The organism is Micromonospora sp. NPDC049203 (assembly GCF_043197215.1).
In the GTDB taxonomy this organism is placed as follows: domain Bacteria; phylum Actinomycetota; class Actinomycetes; order Mycobacteriales; family Micromonosporaceae; genus Micromonospora.
The window spans coordinates 43,011-59,291 of record NZ_JBICSV010000014.1 but is presented as its reverse complement, the minus strand read 5'-3'; the positions used below and the strand labels follow the sequence as shown (position 1 = coordinate 59,291).

Annotated in this window: 13 protein-coding genes; 7 read left to right on the top strand and 6 right to left on the bottom strand. The window is 74.0% G+C overall.

Annotated features, from left to right (window positions below; translation table 11 throughout):
- Window positions 1-108 precede the first annotated feature (108 nt).
- From ACGFIA_RS26815 to otsB, 4 genes are all read left to right on the top strand, one after another.
- Window positions 109-390, top strand: a complete 282-nt coding sequence (locus ACGFIA_RS26815) for a hypothetical protein (RefSeq protein ID WP_052165697.1) — start codon at window positions 109-111, stop codon at window positions 388-390.
- Window positions 383-769 carry a hypothetical protein gene (locus ACGFIA_RS26810; RefSeq protein ID WP_210898559.1) on the top strand — a complete coding sequence of 129 codons (387 nt, stop codon included), beginning with the start codon at window positions 383-385 and terminating at the stop codon, window positions 767-769. Before ACGFIA_RS26815 ends, ACGFIA_RS26810 begins: the two co-directional genes overlap by 8 nt.
- Before the next feature lie 141 nt (window positions 770-910).
- On the top strand, window positions 911-2,311 hold the full coding sequence (locus tag ACGFIA_RS26805) for a trehalose-6-phosphate synthase (protein ID WP_013288079.1): 1,401 nt from the start codon (window positions 911-913) through the stop codon (window positions 2,309-2,311).
- Window positions 2,308-4,908, top strand: coding sequence for a trehalose-phosphatase (otsB, locus tag ACGFIA_RS26800; RefSeq protein WP_357386281.1), 2,601 nt, complete (start codon window positions 2,308-2,310; stop codon window positions 4,906-4,908). Before ACGFIA_RS26805 ends, otsB begins: the two co-directional genes overlap by 4 nt.
- Window positions 4,909-5,139: 231 nt before the next feature.
- Here the strand turns inward: otsB and cobA are convergent, their stop codons facing one another.
- Genes cobA through cobC form a run of 3 tightly spaced genes read right to left on the bottom strand, consistent with a single transcriptional unit; the run spans window position 5,140 to window position 8,539 of the window.
- A complete protein-coding gene (cobA, locus tag ACGFIA_RS26795; RefSeq protein WP_357386279.1) occupies window positions 5,140-6,390 on the bottom strand; it encodes a uroporphyrinogen-III C-methyltransferase in 1,251 nt (416 codons plus the stop codon).
- A complete protein-coding gene (cobT, locus tag ACGFIA_RS26790) occupies window positions 6,387-7,457 on the bottom strand; it encodes a nicotinate-nucleotide--dimethylbenzimidazole phosphoribosyltransferase (protein WP_357386380.1) in 1,071 nt (356 codons plus the stop codon). The genes cobA and cobT overlap by 4 nt, the downstream gene beginning before the upstream one ends.
- On the bottom strand, window positions 7,457-8,539 hold the full coding sequence (gene cobC, locus ACGFIA_RS26785; protein WP_357386277.1) for an Rv2231c family pyridoxal phosphate-dependent protein CobC: 1,083 nt from the start codon (window positions 8,537-8,539) through the stop codon (window positions 7,457-7,459). The genes cobT and cobC overlap by 1 nt, the downstream gene beginning before the upstream one ends.
- Before the next feature lie 121 nt (window positions 8,540-8,660).
- On the opposite strand from cobC, the gene ACGFIA_RS26780 reads away from it, so the two are divergent.
- Entirely contained in the window at window positions 8,661-10,793 is a 2,133-nt protein-coding gene (locus tag ACGFIA_RS26780; protein WP_357386275.1) for a transglycosylase domain-containing protein, read from the top strand.
- Between the two features lie 136 nt (window positions 10,794-10,929).
- Here the strand turns inward: ACGFIA_RS26780 and ACGFIA_RS26775 are convergent, their stop codons facing one another.
- A complete protein-coding gene (locus ACGFIA_RS26775; RefSeq protein WP_357386273.1) occupies window positions 10,930-11,499 on the bottom strand; it encodes a GNAT family protein in 570 nt (189 codons plus the stop codon).
- Window positions 11,496-12,866, bottom strand: a complete 1,371-nt coding sequence (locus ACGFIA_RS26770) for a cobyrinate a,c-diamide synthase (protein WP_357481098.1) — start codon at window positions 12,864-12,866, stop codon at window positions 11,496-11,498. Before ACGFIA_RS26770 ends, ACGFIA_RS26775 begins: the two co-directional genes overlap by 4 nt.
- Before the next feature lie 134 nt (window positions 12,867-13,000).
- Between ACGFIA_RS26770 and ACGFIA_RS26765 the strand changes: the two genes are divergently transcribed.
- A complete protein-coding gene (locus ACGFIA_RS26765; RefSeq protein ID WP_357481102.1) occupies window positions 13,001-13,825 on the top strand; it encodes an SURF1 family protein in 825 nt (274 codons plus the stop codon).
- 82 nt (window positions 13,826-13,907) lie between these two features.
- Complete coding sequence (locus ACGFIA_RS26760) at window positions 13,908-14,624, top strand: hypothetical protein (RefSeq protein WP_357481105.1); 717 nt, start codon at window positions 13,908-13,910, stop codon at window positions 14,622-14,624.
- 4 nt (window positions 14,625-14,628) lie between these two features.
- On the opposite strand, the gene ACGFIA_RS26755 is transcribed toward ACGFIA_RS26760, so the two are convergent.
- On the bottom strand, window positions 14,629-16,212 hold the full coding sequence (locus ACGFIA_RS26755; RefSeq protein WP_357481108.1) for an ATP-dependent DNA ligase: 1,584 nt from the start codon (window positions 16,210-16,212) through the stop codon (window positions 14,629-14,631).
- Window positions 16,213-16,281 lie beyond the last annotated feature (69 nt).

Genomic DNA, 16,281 nt, shown 5'->3' with positions numbered 1-16,281 from the left:
GCCGTCAATCCTGACAGGTACGGACCGCCACGCCCACATCACCCCACCCCAGGGGTACGGCGGCGTGCCTCGTTGCAGCCCTCGGTACTACTCATTACCGTCGACAGTATGACCAAGAAGATCGCCATCAGCGTCCCCGACGACGTGGCCGAACGACTGGCCCAGGAGCAGAACGTCTCCGCGTTCGTCACCGAGAGCGTGCGGCAGCGGATGGCGGGAGAGCGCACCCGGCGCGCGCTCCGGCAGGTCGGCTTCCGGCTGTCCGACGGCGGGCTCGCCGACGCGGGCCACGCGCTCGACGAGGCCCAGGCGAAGATCACCCCAGAACTGCGCGCCCGGGCGGCCGAGTTGCTGAGCGAGTCGTCGCGTGGACGGCTGACCCGTGACTGACCCCGGGCTGGTGCTCGACACCGCCTGCCTGCTGGCCTACTCGGACGGCACCGAGGCGGTCGGGGAGCAGATCGCGTCGGTCGCGGACCGGGGACAGACGGTGATCGTGCCGGCGCTGTGTCTTGCCGAGGCGTACCGGCAGGTGGCCGTGGACGGCTGGCGCCTGCTGGACATCCTCGGCGATCTCGACCACGTGGTCGTCACCCCTGTCGCGCACGACATGTGCATGTTCCTCGGCGGCTGGTCACGCACGCTCCTCAGCATGGACCTCGCCCAGGTGGCGCTGGAGGCCGCGCGGGCCACCACGCCAATCATGAGCGACCGGCGGGAACTGCTCGGTGAGGTGCTGCCCAAGGAGTGGCCGATCATCGACCTCTGAGCCGCCGGTGTCGACAAGATCACGCGATGGATTCGGCGGTTCTGGGACGGGTAGGTAACTCCGGCACGGGGGATCAGAAGCCGCAGCTACGCTCAGTACGCTCATCGCGGTGGACCCGTCAGTACCCGGAGGTAGCCGATCGTGACCGTCCGTAGCTCCTTTGTCGTAGTGGCCAACCGCCTGCCGGTCGACGAGGTGAGCACACCCGAGGGGCGGCAGTGGCGGCGCAGCCCCGGCGGGCTGGTCACCGCGCTGCACCCGGTCCTCGCCGAGCACCAGGGCACCTGGGTGGGGTGGGCCGGCGGCACCGGCGCCGCGCCCGAGCCGTTCGACCTGGAGGGCATCCGGCTGCACCCGGTGCCGCTGAGCGCCGAGGAGCTGGAGCGCTACTACGAGGGCCAGTCGAACGCGACGATCTGGCCGCTCTACCACGACGCGGTGGAGACGCCCGCCTACAAGCGGCGCTGGCGCGAGGCGTACCGGCTGGTGAACGCCCGGTTCGCGGAGGCCGCGGCGGACGTGGCCGCCGAGGGCGCCACCGTCTGGGTCCAGGACTACCAGCTCCAGCTCGTGCCGGCGATGCTCCGCGAGCTACGGCCGGACCTGCGGATCGGCTTCTTCCTGCACATCCCGTTCCCGCCGATCGAGCTGTTCATGCAGATGCCGTTCCGCACCGAGATCCTGCGTGGACTGCTCGGCGCGGACCTGGTCGGCTTCCAGCAGCGGCTGGCGGCGCAGAACTTCGTCCGGCTGGCCCGGCACCTGCTCGGCCTGCGCTACGAGGGCCAGATGATCCAGGTCGACGGCCGGCAGGTGAAGGCGGGCGCGTTCCCCATCTCGATCGACACGAAGGAGATGGAGCGGCTGGCCGAGGACCCGGCGATCCAGGCCCGCGCGAAGCAGATCCGCGAGGAGCTGGGCAACCCGAAGACGATCATCCTGGGGGTCGACCGGCTCGACTACACCAAGGGCATCGAACTCCGCCTCAAGGCCTTCCGCGAACTTCTTGCTGACGGAAAGTTGACAGTTCCCGACGCGGTTATGGTGCAGGTCGCCACGCCCAGCCGCGAGCGGGTGGAGCACTACCAGGCACTTCGGGTGAAGGTGGAACGCGAGGTAGGCCGGATCAATGGTGAATTCGGCCGGGTCGGCGTGCCTGCGGTGCATTACCTGCATCAGTCGTACAGTCGCTCCGAACTGGCCGCGATGTACGTCGCGGCCGACGTGATGATGGTGACCCCGCTGCGAGACGGAATGAATCTGGTGGCCAAGGAGTACGTCGCATCGCGCGCCGACCAGGGCGGCGCGCTCGTGCTCAGTGAGTTCGCCGGCGCCGCCACAGAGCTGCGCCAGGCGTTCCTGTGTAATCCGCACGACCCGGACGCGGTGAAGGACGCGTTGCTACGGGCCGTGCACGTCGAGAAACCCGAAGCCCGCCGCCGGATGCGCGTCATGCAGCGCCATCTGCGCAGCCACGACGTGGGCCACTGGGCCAAGTCGTTCCTCAGCGAGCTCGGCGTCCCCGATACGGAGGCTGCGTGACCCCGCCCGCCACCGCCGCCGCCCACGGCGGCGTGCTGGATCCCGAGCTGCGCGCCGCCATCGGCCGCATCGCCCGGGTCCCGCAACTCCTGGTCGCCTGCGACTACGACGGCACGTTGGCGCCGATCGTCGAGGATCCCAGCAAGGCCGTGCCGCTGCCCGAGTCGGTGGCGGCCGTACGCGCGCTCGCCGCGCTGCCGCAGACGAGCGTCGCCGTCGTCTCCGGTCGCGCCCTGCGCGACCTGGCCACACTCTCCCGGCTGCCGAGCGAGGTGCACCTGGTCGGCAGCCACGGCTCGGAGTTCGACATCGGCTTCGTCGAGCGGCTCAGCCCCGAGCTGATCGCGGCCCGGCACCGGCTCCGCGAGGCGCTGCGCGAGATCGCCGCCGAGCACCCGGGCATCCGCCTGGAGCGCAAGCCGGCGAGCGTGGCGGTGCACACCCGCGGCGTCGACCCGCACGTCGCCGCCCGGGCCGTCGAGGCGGTCCGCAGTGGCCCCGCGACCTGGGAGGGCGTGACTGTCACCCAGGGCAAGGAGGTCATCGAGCTGTCGGTGGTGGTCACGAACAAGGGCACCGCCGTCGACCAGCTCCGCACCCAGCTCGCCGCGAGCGCGGTCCTGTTCATCGGCGACGACGTCACCGACGAGAACGCGTTCGGCAACCTGACCGGCCCGGACGTCGGCATCAAGATCGGTCCCGGGGAGACCCGCGCCGACTACCGGGTGTCCGAGCCGATCGAGGCGGCCCGCGCGCTGGGTCTGCTGCTGGAGACACGGCGGCACTGGCTGTTCGGCGAGCGGGCGGTGCCGATCGAGCGGCACTCGATGCTCGCCAACGGCCGTACCGTCGCGCTGGTCACGCCGGAAGCCAAGATCACCTGGCTGTGCCACCCGAAGCCCGACTCGGCGGCGATCTTCGCCGACCTGGTCGGCGGCAGCCCGGCCGGGCACTTCACTGTCGGTCCGGAGCGCGGCGGCATCCCGCTGGGGCAGCGCTACCGCAGCAACACGATGACTGTCGAGACCCGCTGGTCCGGCCTCACCGTGACCGACTGGCTCGACCTGCCGGCGCGGGAGACCACGCCGGACGACCCGGCCGTGGTCAGCGGCGACTCGACACTCGTCCGGGTGCTCACCGGCACCGGGCGGGCCCGGATCGAGTTCGCGCCGCGTCCCGAGTTCGGTCAGGTGGCGGTGCAGCTCCAGCCGCTCGACGACGGGCTGCTGGTGCTCGGCTCCAACGAGCCGGTCGCGCTGCACTCCCCCGGCGTCGAGTGGGAGGTCACGAGCGACGCCGGGTACGAGACCGCGAAGGCGGTGGTCGACCTGTCGGCGGCCGGCGGCCAGGTTGTGCTGGAGCTGCGCTTCGGCACGCAGAGCCTGGAACCGCACCGGCTGCCGGTGCACGAGCGGCAGGCCGCCGCCGAGCAGCCCTGGAAGGACTGGGTGGCCTCGCTGCGACTGCCGGCCACCGCCCGGGACCTGGTCGCCCGCAGCGCGCTGACGCTGCGCGGGCTCTGCCACGAGCCGACCGGCTCGATCCTCGCCGCGGCCACCACGTCGCTGCCGGAGGAGCTGGGCGGTGTCCGCAACTGGGACTACCGCTACTGCTGGCTGCGGGATGCCGCGATGACCGCACGGGCGCTTGTCGACCTCGGCTCGACCGAGGAGGCCGAAGGGCTGCTGCGCTGGATCGACGGCGTGGTCGAGCGCACCGGCGGGCACCCGGAGCGGCTGCACCCGCTCTACACCGTGGACGGCTTCGAGCTGGGCGCCGAGGCGGTCATCGACACGCTGCCCGGCTACGCCGGCTCCCGGCCGGTACGCGTCGGCAACCTCGCCAACCACCAGCTCCAGCTCGACGTCTTCGGCCCGGTCGCGGACCTGATCGCGGCGGTGGCCGACGCCCGGGGCTCGATCCGCGAGGACGAGTGGCGGGTGCTGGAGAACATGGTCGAGGCGGTACGCCGCCGCTGGCACGAGCCCGACCACGGCATCTGGGAGGCCCGCCTCCCCCCACGGCACCACGTCTTCTCCAAGGTCATGCTCTGGATGACTGTGGACCGGGCGCTGCACGTCGTGCGGCAGCACGGCGGCGAGGACCGGCCGGAGTGGGTCGAGCTGCGCGACCGGATCGCCGCGAACGTGCTGGAGCACGGCTGGCACCCGGAGGCCGAGGCGTACAGCGTCGCCTACGGCTACGAGGAGATGGACGCCTCGTCGCTGTGGATCGGCATCTCCGGGCTGCTCGCCGGCGACGACCCGCGCTTCCTCTCCACCGTGCTCAAGATCGAGGCGGAGTTGCGCAGCGGTCCGGTCGTCTACCGGTACCACTGGGACGACGGCCTGCCCGGCCGGGAGGGCGGCTTCCACATCTGCACGTCGTGGCTGATCGAGGCGTACCTGCGCACCGGCCGCCGCAGCGATGCCGAGGAGCTGTTCACCCAGATGGTCGACACGGCCGGGCCGACCGGGCTGCTCCCGGAGCAGTACGACCCGCTGGCCGAGCGCGGGCTGGGCAACCACCCGCAGGCGTACAGCCACCTCGGCCTGGTCCGCTGCGCCCTGCTGCTGGACAACATGCTCAAGCAGTGACCTGACCGAAGCACCGGGGACGGCGGCGGGAGACCAACGGTCCCCCGCCGCCGTCCCCGTTCCACCCCACCTCGGCCGCCGGGCCCACCCCGGCCCGGCGATCTTGCACTTGCTGCCCCGGCGAAAGGGGTATAGCGGGCACCAGGCGGGCACCAAGTGCAAGATCGGCGCCATCGGGCGGGGCGGGTTCGGGCGAGAGCGCGCGGGTCGGGCGAGGGAGCGCGGGCGGGGTCAGGCGGGGGCGTCGGGGGTCAGGGCGTGGACGACGTCGCCCAGCACCACGATCGCGGGTGGGCGCAGGGCGGCGGCCTCGACGTCGGCGGCGACAGTGGCGAGCGTGGAGCGCAGCGTGCGCTGGCCCGCTGTGGTGCCCTCCTGGATCACCGCGGCGGGAGTCTGCGCCGGTTTGCCGTGCGCGATGAGGGTGGCACTGATCGCGGCGAGGTTCTTCAGGCCCATCAGGATCACCAGCGTGCCGCGCAGCCCGGCCAGGGCGTCCCAGCGCACAAGCGACGCGGGCGCGTCGGGGGCGAGGTGCCCGGAGACCACCGTGAACTCGTGCGCCACGCCCCGGTGGGTCACCGGCACGCCGGCCACCTCGGGCACCGCGATGGCGCTCGTCACGCCGGGCACCACTGTCACCGGTACGCCCGCCTCGGCGCAGGCGAGCAGTTCCTCGCCGCCACGCCCGAAGACGTACGGGTCGCCGCCCTTGAGCCGTACCACCACCTTGCCGGCCCGGGCCCGGTCGACCAGGATCCGGTTGATCTCCTCCTGGGCACGCGACGGCCCGTACGGGATCTTGGAGGCGTCGACCAGCTCGACGTCCGGCCGCAGTTCGTCCAGGAGCAGGCCGGGCACGAGCCGGTCGGCGACGACCACCTCGGCCTCGGTGAGCAGCCGCCACCCCTTCACGGTGATCAGCTCCGGGTCGCCCGGCCCGGCGCCGACCAGCGCGACGCGGCCGCCGGTGTTAACAGGGGTCCCTTCCTCTACCGCAGGCGTTAACGGGGGGCCCTTCCTTGCGAGCAACTCGCGGACGGCGTCGCGGACGGCCATCGCTCGGCGGGGGTCGCCGCCGCCGAGGACCGCCACGGTGACCGGGCCGTGCCGGGTCACCGCAGGGGTCCACGCGCTCGCCGCCGACCTGTCGTCGGCGCGGACGCAGAAGATCCGCCGCTCGGCCGCCGCGGCGCTGACCGACGCGGCGGCGGCCCGGTCGTCCACCGCCACCTGGACCAGCCACGCGCCGTCCAGGTCGCCGGGGACGAACCGGCGCGGCTCCCAGTGCAGCCGCCCGGCGTCGACGTGCGCGCGCAGCGCCGGGGTCAGCTCGGGCGACACCAGCAGCACGTCCGCGCCGGCGTCGAGCAGCGCCGGCACCCGCCGGGTGGCGACCGCTCCCCCGCCCACGACGACCACGCGCCGCCCGTCCAGCCGCAACCCCAGGGGGTACGGGCTGGGCGGCGTCGGCCCTGTCACTTCTCCGCCACCCCGGCGGAGTCGAACGTGGCGACCTCGTGCAGGACCCGGACCGCGCCGGTGACCACCGGCAGGGCGAGCAGCGCCCCGGTGCCCTCGCCGAGCCGCAGCCCCAGGTCGATCAGCGGCTCCAGCCCGAGGTGCCGCAGCGCCGCCGTGGCGCCCGGCTCGGCGCTGCGGTGCCCGGCGACCATGGCGCCCACGGCGTCCGGCGCGAACGCGGCGGCGGCGAGCGCGGCGCTGACCGCGATCACGCCGTCGAGCAGCACCGGCACCCGCCGGGCGGCGGCGCCGAGGATCAGGCCGGCCAGCGCGGCGTGCTCCAGCCCGCCGACCGCCGCGAGCACGCCCAGCGGGTCGGCCGGGTCGGGCTCGTGCCGGGCCAGCGCGGCCCGCACCACCGCCACCTTGCGGGCGTACGTCTCGTCGTCGACCCCGGTGCCCCGGCCGGTGGCCGCCTCCGCGTCCACGCCGGAGAACGCGGCGATGAGCGTGGCCGACGGGGTGGTGTTGCCGATGCCCATGTCGCCCGTGAGCAGGATGCCCGCCCCGGCGTCGATCAGCTCACCGGCGACCCGGATGCCGGTCTCGACAGCCGCGCGGGCCTCGTCAGGGGTCAGCGCGGCGGTGACCGTCATGTCCCGGGTGCCGGGGCGGATGTTCGCCGGCACCAGGCGCGGCCCGGCCGGGTCGGCGGACTCGGCGCCGGGGATCGGGGTGGCCACGCCGACGTCCACCACCGTGACCGAGGCGCCGGCCTGGCGGGCGAACGCGTTGACCACCGCGCCGCCGGCCAGGAAGTTGGCGATCATCTGGGCGGTGACCTCCTGCGGCCACGGGGTCACGCCCTGGGCGTGCACGCCGTGGTCACCCGCGAAGATCGCCACCGCGGCGGGCTCGGGCAGCGGCGGCGGGCAGGCGCCGGCCAGCCCGGCGAGGCGTACCGAGAGCGGTTCCAGGGCGCCGAGCGAGCCGGCGGGCTTGGTCAGCCGCCCCTGCAACTCGCGGGCCGCCGCCATGGCGGCCTCGTCCAGCGGCCGGATCGCCGCGACTGTGGGCTCCAGCATCATGCCTCCAGGATCCGTGCCAGCGTCTCGATGAACGCGTCTGTGGTGCCCCGGTCGCGTACGGCGATCCGGAGCCAGTCCGGGCCGAGCCCGGGGAAGGTGTCGCCCCGGCGTACCGCCCAGCCGTGAGCGCGCAGCCGCTCGCGTACCTCGGCGGCGCCGGCCGTGTGGATCAGCACGAAGGCGGCGGCGGGGCGGCCCGCCACGCGTACCCCCGGCAGGCCGGACAGGCGGGCCACCAGGTGGTCGCGGTCGGCGGCGAGTTCGGCGGCGATGGCGCGTTCGGCCGCGACGGCGGCCGGCGCGGCGCAGGCGGTGGCGGCGGCGAGCGCCGGGGTGGAGACCGCCCAGAGCGGCTGCGCGGCGGCGAACCGGGCCAGCAGCGCGGCGTCGCCGAGCAGGTAGCCGATCCGCAGCCCGGCCAGGCCCCAGGTCTTGGTGAGGCTGCGCACCACCACGAGGCCGGGCAGGTCGCGGCGGCCGGCGAGCGATTCGGGCTCGCCGTCGACTCCGGGTGCGGCAGTGGTGTCGGCGAACGCCTCGTCGACCACGAGCACCCGGCCGGGGCGGGCCAGCGCGGCGATCGCGCCCGCCGGGTGCAGTACCGAGGTCGGGTTCGTCGGGTTGCCGATCATGACCAGGTCGGCGTCGTCCGGGACGCGGGCCGGGTCCAGGCGGAAGCCGTCGGCCGGGTCGAGCAGCACCCGGTCCACCCGGTGCCCGGCGGCCCGCAGCGCGGCCTCCGGCTCGGTGAACTGCGGGTGCACCACCACCGGGTGGCGGACGCCGGAGAGCGCGCGGGCGATCAGGACGAAGCCCTCGGCGGCCCCGGCGGTGAGGAGTACCTCCTCCGGGGGTCGCCCGTGCCGGTGAGCGACGGCGGCGCGGGCGGGCGCCGGGTCCGGGTACGCGGCCAGGCCGCCCAGGGCCGCGGTGATCGGGTCGGCCAGCCAGTCCGGCATCGGGGCGCGGCGCACGTTCACCGCGAGGTCCACCAGGCCGTCGGTGGCCTCGGCGTCCCCGTGGTGGCCCAGGTCGGGCTCGTCGAGCGCGGCGGCGCTCCCGGTCGGTGGTGCGGGCATGTCCGCGATCCTGCCGGGTAGCCGCCGCCCGGGACAGCGCATCCCGGCGTGGGTCGCGTCACGGTCCGCCGGTTTATGAGTTCTTCTCATTTCCGAATCGGAAATGTCATAGCTTGACCCCGTGAGCAGTCGTTCCCTTGCTTCCGCAGGCCGTCTCGTTCCCCTACTCCGCGCCGGGCTGATCGCCGGCATCGTGGTCGCCGCCGCCCTCTATCCGCTGGTCGCCGTCACCGGCCTCGGGGCCAAGGCCACCGCGCACGCGGTGGAACAGAAGACGAACATCCTCAAGACCGCGTTGCCGGCCGAGACCTCGTACGTCTACGCGCCGGACGGCAAGACGGTGCTGACCATGTTCTACGAGGAGTACCGGCAGTACACCAAGATCGAGAACATGTCGCCGAACGTCCAGCAGGCGATCGTCGCCGCCGAGGACAACCGCTTCTACCAGCACCACGGCGTCGACCCGAAGGGCGTGGCGCGTGCCTTCGTCTCCAACGCCCAGTCCGGCGGCGTGTCCCAGGGCGCGTCGACGATCACCATGCAGTACGTGCGGATGGCGCTGCGGGACAGCGCGACCACGCCCAAGGAGGTCCAGGAGGCCACCCAGCAGACCAGCCTGCGCAAGGTCAAGGAGATGCGCATGGCGCTGGACATCGAGAAGCAACTGAGCAAGGAACAGATCCTGGAGCGCTACCTCAACTCGGCCTACTTCGGCCACCGCGCGTACGGGATCTACGCCGCCTCGCAGATCTTCTTCTCCAAGACCCCTGCGACGCTCAGCCCGGTCGAGGCGGCCACGCTGGCCGGGCTGGTGAAATCGCCGTCGGAGTACGACCCGATCACCTCCGACCAGAAGGACGCCACCGGCCGGCGCAACTACGTGCTGGACAACATGGCCCGCCTCGGCTACCTGTCGCCGGACGCCGCAGCCGAGGCCAAGAGCCAGCCGATCAAGCTGAAGCTGACCGACCCGCCGAACGACTGCGCCGCGATCGACGGCGGCCACCGCAGCTGGGGCTTCTACTGCGACTACCTCAAGAACTGGTGGAGCGCCCAGCCCGCGTTCGGCGAGAACCGGCTGGAACGGATGGACAAGCTGCGTCGCGGCGGCTACCGGATCGTGCTCGCGCTCGACCCGAAGACGCAGGAGGCGGCGGAGAAGAACGTCGGCGCCAAGGACAACACCGGCAGCCCGTTCGCCAACGGGATCGTGGTCGCCGAGCCCGGCACCGGGCGGATCAAGGCGATGGCGGTGAACCGGAACTACTCGCTCGACCTGGCCGAGAACCCGAACAGCTCGAACCCGGAGGCCGGGCCGAAGGTCAAGGCGAACTATCCGAACACGGTGGCGCCGCTGCTCGGCGGCGGGACGCTCCCGGGCTACCAGGCCGGTTCGACGTTCAAGATGTTCCCGATGCTCGCCGCGCTCAACGCGGGAATGCCGCTGTCCACCGCGTACGACTCGCCGTACACGTACAAGTCGGCCGTCTACGACGGGTGGGCGCCGTCGAACGCCAGCGGCGCGATGACCGGGCGGCAGACCATGTGGTCCGGCTTCGGCAAGTCGGTGAACACGTACTTCGTCCAGCTGGAGGAGAAGATCGGCGCGGACGCCGGGGTGCGCCTGGCCGAGCAACTGGGGCTGCGCTGGCGTACCGACGTGGACAAGGAGCAGGCGTCGCCGGGCAAGGCGAAGAAGTGGGGCGCGTTCACGCTCGGCGTCTCCGACGCCACCCCGCTGGAGATGGCGAACGCGTACGCGGCCATCGCCGCCGACGGGCGCTACTGCGAGGCCATCCCGGTCAACGCGATCATGAACCGGGACGGCACTCCGGCCACGTACACCACGCCGGGCGGGGTGCAGCGGGAGGTGGCCAAACCGCGATGCCGGCAGGTGGTGAACGCCGACGCGGCCCGGGCCGCCACCGACGCGGCCCGGTGCCCGACCGGCGACACCCCGGCCAAGGGGAGCTGCGGCGGCTGGTCGACGGCCGACAGCGTGCGGGGTACGGTCGGCCGCCCGGTCGCCGGCAAGACGGGTACGACGGACAGCACCCGGTCGGCGTGGTTCGTCGGCTACACGCCGGAGCTGGCGGCGGCGAGCTTCATCGCCGACCCGGACAATCCGTTCAACGCGGTGGGCGACGGGCAGTCCCAGATCCCGGTGAACGCGGTGGCGCAGACCCTGAGGGACTCCCTCAAGGGCCAGCCCACCCGCCAGTTCACCCCACCCTCAGACCAGATAGTCGGCTGACCCACCCCGTCCCGCCCCACCACCCAGTTCCGCCCGGGGGTGCGCCCGGGTAGTTGATCAAGGAGTTTGCGTCAGGGATCGCGCGATCCGCCGACGCGAACTCCTTGATCGACGTTGCGAAGGATGGCGGCGAGGCTCAGCGGAGGTCGGCGGCCACGAAGGACCAGAGCTCCAGGTCCACCCGGGCGCCACGGACGAAGCCGGCGTTGCGCAGCAGGCCCTCGTAGCTGAACCCGGCCTTCTCGGCGACCCGCCGGGACGCCACGTTGCCGGCCGCCACCCGCAGCTCCACCCGCTGGAACCCGTGCTCCAGGATCAGCGCGACGGCCACCGCGTCCACCGCCTCGACCGCCAGGCCGTAGCCCCGGGCATGCGGCGCGATCGCGTACGACAGCTCGGTGAGCCGGGCACCCCAGTCGGTACGCCGGGCCCAGAGCGAGCCGACCACCCGCTGGTCCTCCCGGCGGACCACCGCCCAGTGGTCGCCGTCGCCGCTGTCCCGCCGCTGCCGGGCCAGCTCGGTGCACCACGCCTGCCCGTCGATCTGCCCGGACGCCTCGGCCAGCGGCAGCCAGCGCTGCGTCTGCCGGTCGGCGAACACCTCGTCGACCGCCTCCGCGTCCGCGGCGGTCAGGTGCCGCACCTCGATGCGCGGGGTGGAGACGGTCAGCGCCGGGAAGCGGCGTACCGCCACCTGTCCGATCACGCCGACGCCCCCGCCGGGGCCAGCGCGGCGGCCACCAGCCGGGCCGCGATGCCCGGATGCGCGGCCCAGTGCGGCACGAGCTGCGAGGCGTGCACCGCCTGCCGGACGAAGCCCTCCGGGTTGCCGCCCTCCCAGCGCCACGCCGGCCGGTCACCGGCGCGCGGGGTCAGCACGGCGGCGTGCTGCTTGTGCCCGGTCACCGTCGTACCGGCCGCCGCCACCACGCTGTCGGTGACCGCGGTGGCCGTGCGGTAGCCGACCACCAGGCCGTCCCGGACCGTGCCGACCGCGTCGAGCACCCCGCACATGGGCAGGCCGTCCAGCTCCCGGGCCAGCCAGAGCAGACCGGCCCCCTCGGCGATCACCGGACGGCCGGAGCGGGCCAGCTCGGCCACCGCGATGCAGAGGCGGCGGTTGGCGGAGAGCTGATCCGCGTACGTCTCGGGCAGCCCGCCGCCGGCGACGAGCGCGCGGACCCCGGCGGGGAGCGCCTCGTCGCGCAACGGATCGAACGTGACCACCTCGGCTCCGGCGGCGCGCAGCAGCTCGGCGGTCTCGGGGTGGCTGTAGGCGCCGGCCGGTCCGCCGGCCAGCGCCACCACCGGGCGCTCCCCCGGCACCGACGGGCCGTCGGCCGGCTCCGGCGACCACGGCTCGACGGTGAGCGCGGGGGCGGAGCGGGCCAGCGCCAGCAGCCGGTCGAGGTCGACTGTCGCGGCCACCGCCTCACCGAGGCGGCGTACGCCGCGTTCGGCCTCGGCGTCGGCGCGCACCACCGGCCCGGTGCCGTACCGGCGGGCGGGCAGCACCGGGGGCAGTTCGTGCCGGCGCAACGCCCCGTAGACCGGGACGCCCACGTCGTCGAGCGCCTCGCGCAGCAGCGCCTCGTGCCGGGGCGAGGCCACCCGGTTGAGGATCACGCCGCCCAGCCACAGCTCGTCGTCGTACGCCCGGAAGCCGTGCACCAGCGCGGCCACCGACTGCCCCATCGCGGCCACGTCCACCACCAGCACCACCGGGCTGCGCAGCGCGGTGGCGACGGCCGCCGTCGACTCGCTCTCCGGCCGCCCGGCGACCGAGTCGTAGAGGCCCATCGTGCCCTGCACCAGCGCGAACTCGGTGTCGGCGGCGCCGTACGCGAACAGGGGCGCGACCCGCTCCGGGCCGACCAGTCGCGGGTCCAGCGTGCGCCCGGCGCGGCCGGCGGCGAGCCCCAGGTACGCCGCGTCCACCTGGTCCGGCCCGACCTTGAACCCGGCCACCGGAAGCCCCCGGTCGGTGAGCGCCGCGAGCAGGCCGAGGGAGACGGCGCCGGTGCCGTGCCCCGAGGAGGGCGCACTCAGCACGACGCGCGGCACGTCGGTCATCATCGACTCCTGATGTGGGTGGTTTCCGCCCGCGTGACCATACCCGTCCGCTCCCGCGCGCGAGAGCCGCGCACACCACCCTTTCTCCCTGGCTGCGGCGAGTGGCTCCGCTCATACGGGTAGCCTTGGCCAACGTGTACCGGTTCCTGCTGACCCCGCGCTGGCTCGGCTACCTCGCGCTCACGCTCGTCGCCGCGACGGTGATGGTGTTCCTGGGCAACTGGCAGCTCGACCGCTACCGGGGCCGGACGGCGGTCAACGAGCGCATCGACGCCGGGGCCACCATGACGCCCGCGCCGTTGCGCGACGCGCTCCCCGCGCCCAGCGGCGGCGCCGGTGACGTCGGTCCCGCCCCGTCGGAGCAGGTCACCTGGAGCCGGGTCACCGCCACCGGCCGGTACGACAGCGCGAACGTCGTCCTGATCCGCGGCCGGACCGTCGACCGGACGGTCGGCTTCGAGGTGCTCACCCCGCTGGTGCTGGCCGACGGCAGCGCGGTCCTCGTCGACCGCGGCTGGATCCCGCCCGCCCCGGGCGCCGCGGCGACCGTCCAGCCACAGGTGCCGGCGGCGCCGACCGGCGAGGTGACGGTGACCGGCCGGGTCGTCGGCAGCGAGAGCGGCGGCGGCGCGGTCGCCCGGCGCGACGGCAAGCTGGAGGCCCGCCGCATCGACATCCCCCGCCTGGCCGAACAGCTTCCCTACCCGGTGAGCGGCGGCTACGTGCTGCTCGACGGGCAGACTCCGGCCGCCGACCCGGCCTTCCAGGCGGTCCAGATCGGGCACACGAACAACTGGCAGAACTTCGGCTACGTCTGGCAGTGGTGGATCTTCGCGGTGATGAGCCTGTTCGGCTACGGCTGGGTCGCCCGCCGGGAGGCCCGCCGTCTCGCCGGACTGGACAAGCCGGGCGAGCCGGTGGACCGGGCCGCCGAGCCGGCCGCCCCCGCCTCCGCCTGACGACGTCCGCCCTCCCGGTGGGCACACCGGACGGCGGGGACGTTGTAAGGTCCGCGGATGATCGTCAATCGTGGGGGTCGCGGTGACCTCTGACTCCACGACGCCCCCGGCCGCCGAGCCGCCCGCGTACGACCCGTGGTCGGCCATGCCGCCGGCCGTCGCGCCGCCCACCGAGCAGTTCCCGGTGGTAGCCGTGCCGGACGCACCTGTCACCCCCGCGCCCACCGCGCAGTTCCCCGCCGCGCCGCAGTTCTCCGCGCCACCCGCACCGTTCTCCGGCCCACCGGCGACCGCGCAGTTCTCCGCGCCACCGGCCCAGTTCTCGGCGCCACCGGCCCAGTTCTCCGCGCCGCCGGCCCAGTTCTCGGCGCCACCGGTGCCGCCGGCCGGGGCGGTCGCACCGCACCACGGGCCGTACCCGCCGGGCGGGCCGGTGCCGCCCGCGCAGTCGGCGGTCGCCGTGCAGATCGCCGAGATCGTGGTGACGCCGCCGGTCATCCGTACCCCGGCCGGTGTGCTGCCGCTCGCCGGCGCCTCCTGGTACGTGACCGACTACTGGCAGCGGGAGGAGAAGATCGCTCCCTGGGCGATCGTCGCCGCGATCCTCGGCTTCTTCTGCCTGACCGTGTTCAGCCTCCTGTTCCTGCTGATCAAGGAGACGCGGCACTACGGCACCGTGCAGGTGACGGTGAGCAGCGGCGGTCACCAGTACGTCGCGCGGATCCCGGTGGCCGACCAGTTCCAGGTGCAGCAGATCAACAACCAGGTCAACTACGCCCGGTCGCTGTCGGCCGGCTGAGTCGTCAGCCGGTGACCCGGCCGGCGTGGATGGCGCGGACCGCGTCGATGGTGTCCGCCTCGGCGGCGGTCTTGTCGTCGCGGTAACGCAGCACGCGGGCGAAGCGCAACGCCATGCCGCCCGGGTAGCGGCTGCTGGTCTGCACCCCGTCGAACGCGATCTCGACGACCTGCTCCGGCCGGACCCGCACCACCCAGTCGCCCTTCTCCACGGCGAGCGACAGGAACCGCTCGGTCTGCCAGCGCAACAGCTCGTCGGTGAGGCCCTTGAACGTCTTGCCGAGCATGACGAACTCGCCGGTACGTGGATCGCGTGCGCCCAGGTGCAGGTTGGACAGCCACCCCTCCCGCCGGCCGCTGCCCCACTCGACCGCGAGGACCACCAGGTCGAGCGTGTGCCGCGGCTTCACCTTGACCCAGGCCGAGCCGCGCCGGCCCGCGTCGTAGGGGGCAGCCGGGTCCTTGACCACCACGCCTTCCTGACCGGCGTCGACCGCCGCGGCGAACGCGGTGGCGGCCTGCGCCACGTCGTCCACCTCGACCCGGTCGACGAGCAGCGAGGCGTCGACCGCGCCGGCCAGGGCCGCCCACCGCTCCCACCCCGGCGCGTCGATCAGGTCGGCGCCGTCGATGTGCAGCAGGTCGAAGAAGTACGGCGTGAGCACCGGCTCGCCGGTGCGCTCGGCGGCGGCCAGCACGGCCGGCGCGACAGGCGCCTGCCCGGTGGTGCTGGGCGTGGTGCGCCGGGCCGCCCGGCTGGACGTCTCCTGGAACGGCAGCGGCCGGCCGGCGGCGTCCAGCCCGATCGCCTCACCGTCGAGCACCAGCTCGCGGGCGGGCAGCGCGCGGACGGCGGCCACCACCTGGGGCAGCCGGCCGGTGACCTCGTCGAGGCTGCGGGTGAAGACGGCGATGTCCGCTCCGGAGCGGTGCACCTGGATGCGGATGCCGTCGAGCTTGACGTCGACCACCGCCGGCACGCCGGTGGCGGTGAGCGCCTCGTCGACAGAGGGGGCGCTCTGCGCGAGCATCGGCGCGAGCGGCCGGCCCACCTGGAGCCCGAACCCGGCCAGCGCGTCGGCGCCGCCGGTGAGCGCCGCGACCGCCACCGCCCGAAGGTCACCGGCGAGCAGCAGGGCCCGCCGGACGGCGGTGAGCGGCACGTCGGCGGCGCGCGCGACCGCGTCGGTCAGCAGCCCGGCCTGCGCGCCCTGGCGCAACTCGCCCCGGAACAGGCCTGTCAGCAGGCGCTGCTCGTCGGCGGTGGCGGCGGCGAAGAGACGGCCGACCAGTTCCCGCCGCCGGGCCTGCGAGCCGGATCCGGCGACGCGGGAGATCTCCTCGATCGCCGCGTCCACGGCGGCGACGGTGAGCGTCGGCTCGGCGGCCGGCGGGGGCAGGTCACGCAGGCCCGCCCAGCCGACACCGGTCTGGCGCTGGCGCAGCTCACCGGCGAGGTAACCGGCGCCGGCCGGGATCTCGCCCGGCTCCAGCCCGCGCAGCGCGGCGGCCAGCAGCTCCACCTTGGCCCGACGGCCGCTGGTGGCGCCGACCGCGGCCGAGGTGGCCGCCAGCTCCGCGAAACGCACGTCCACATCCTGCCAGCCGCCTGTGACATCGGGGCGGATCCGGCGGCCCGGCACACCGCAGGGGTGCGC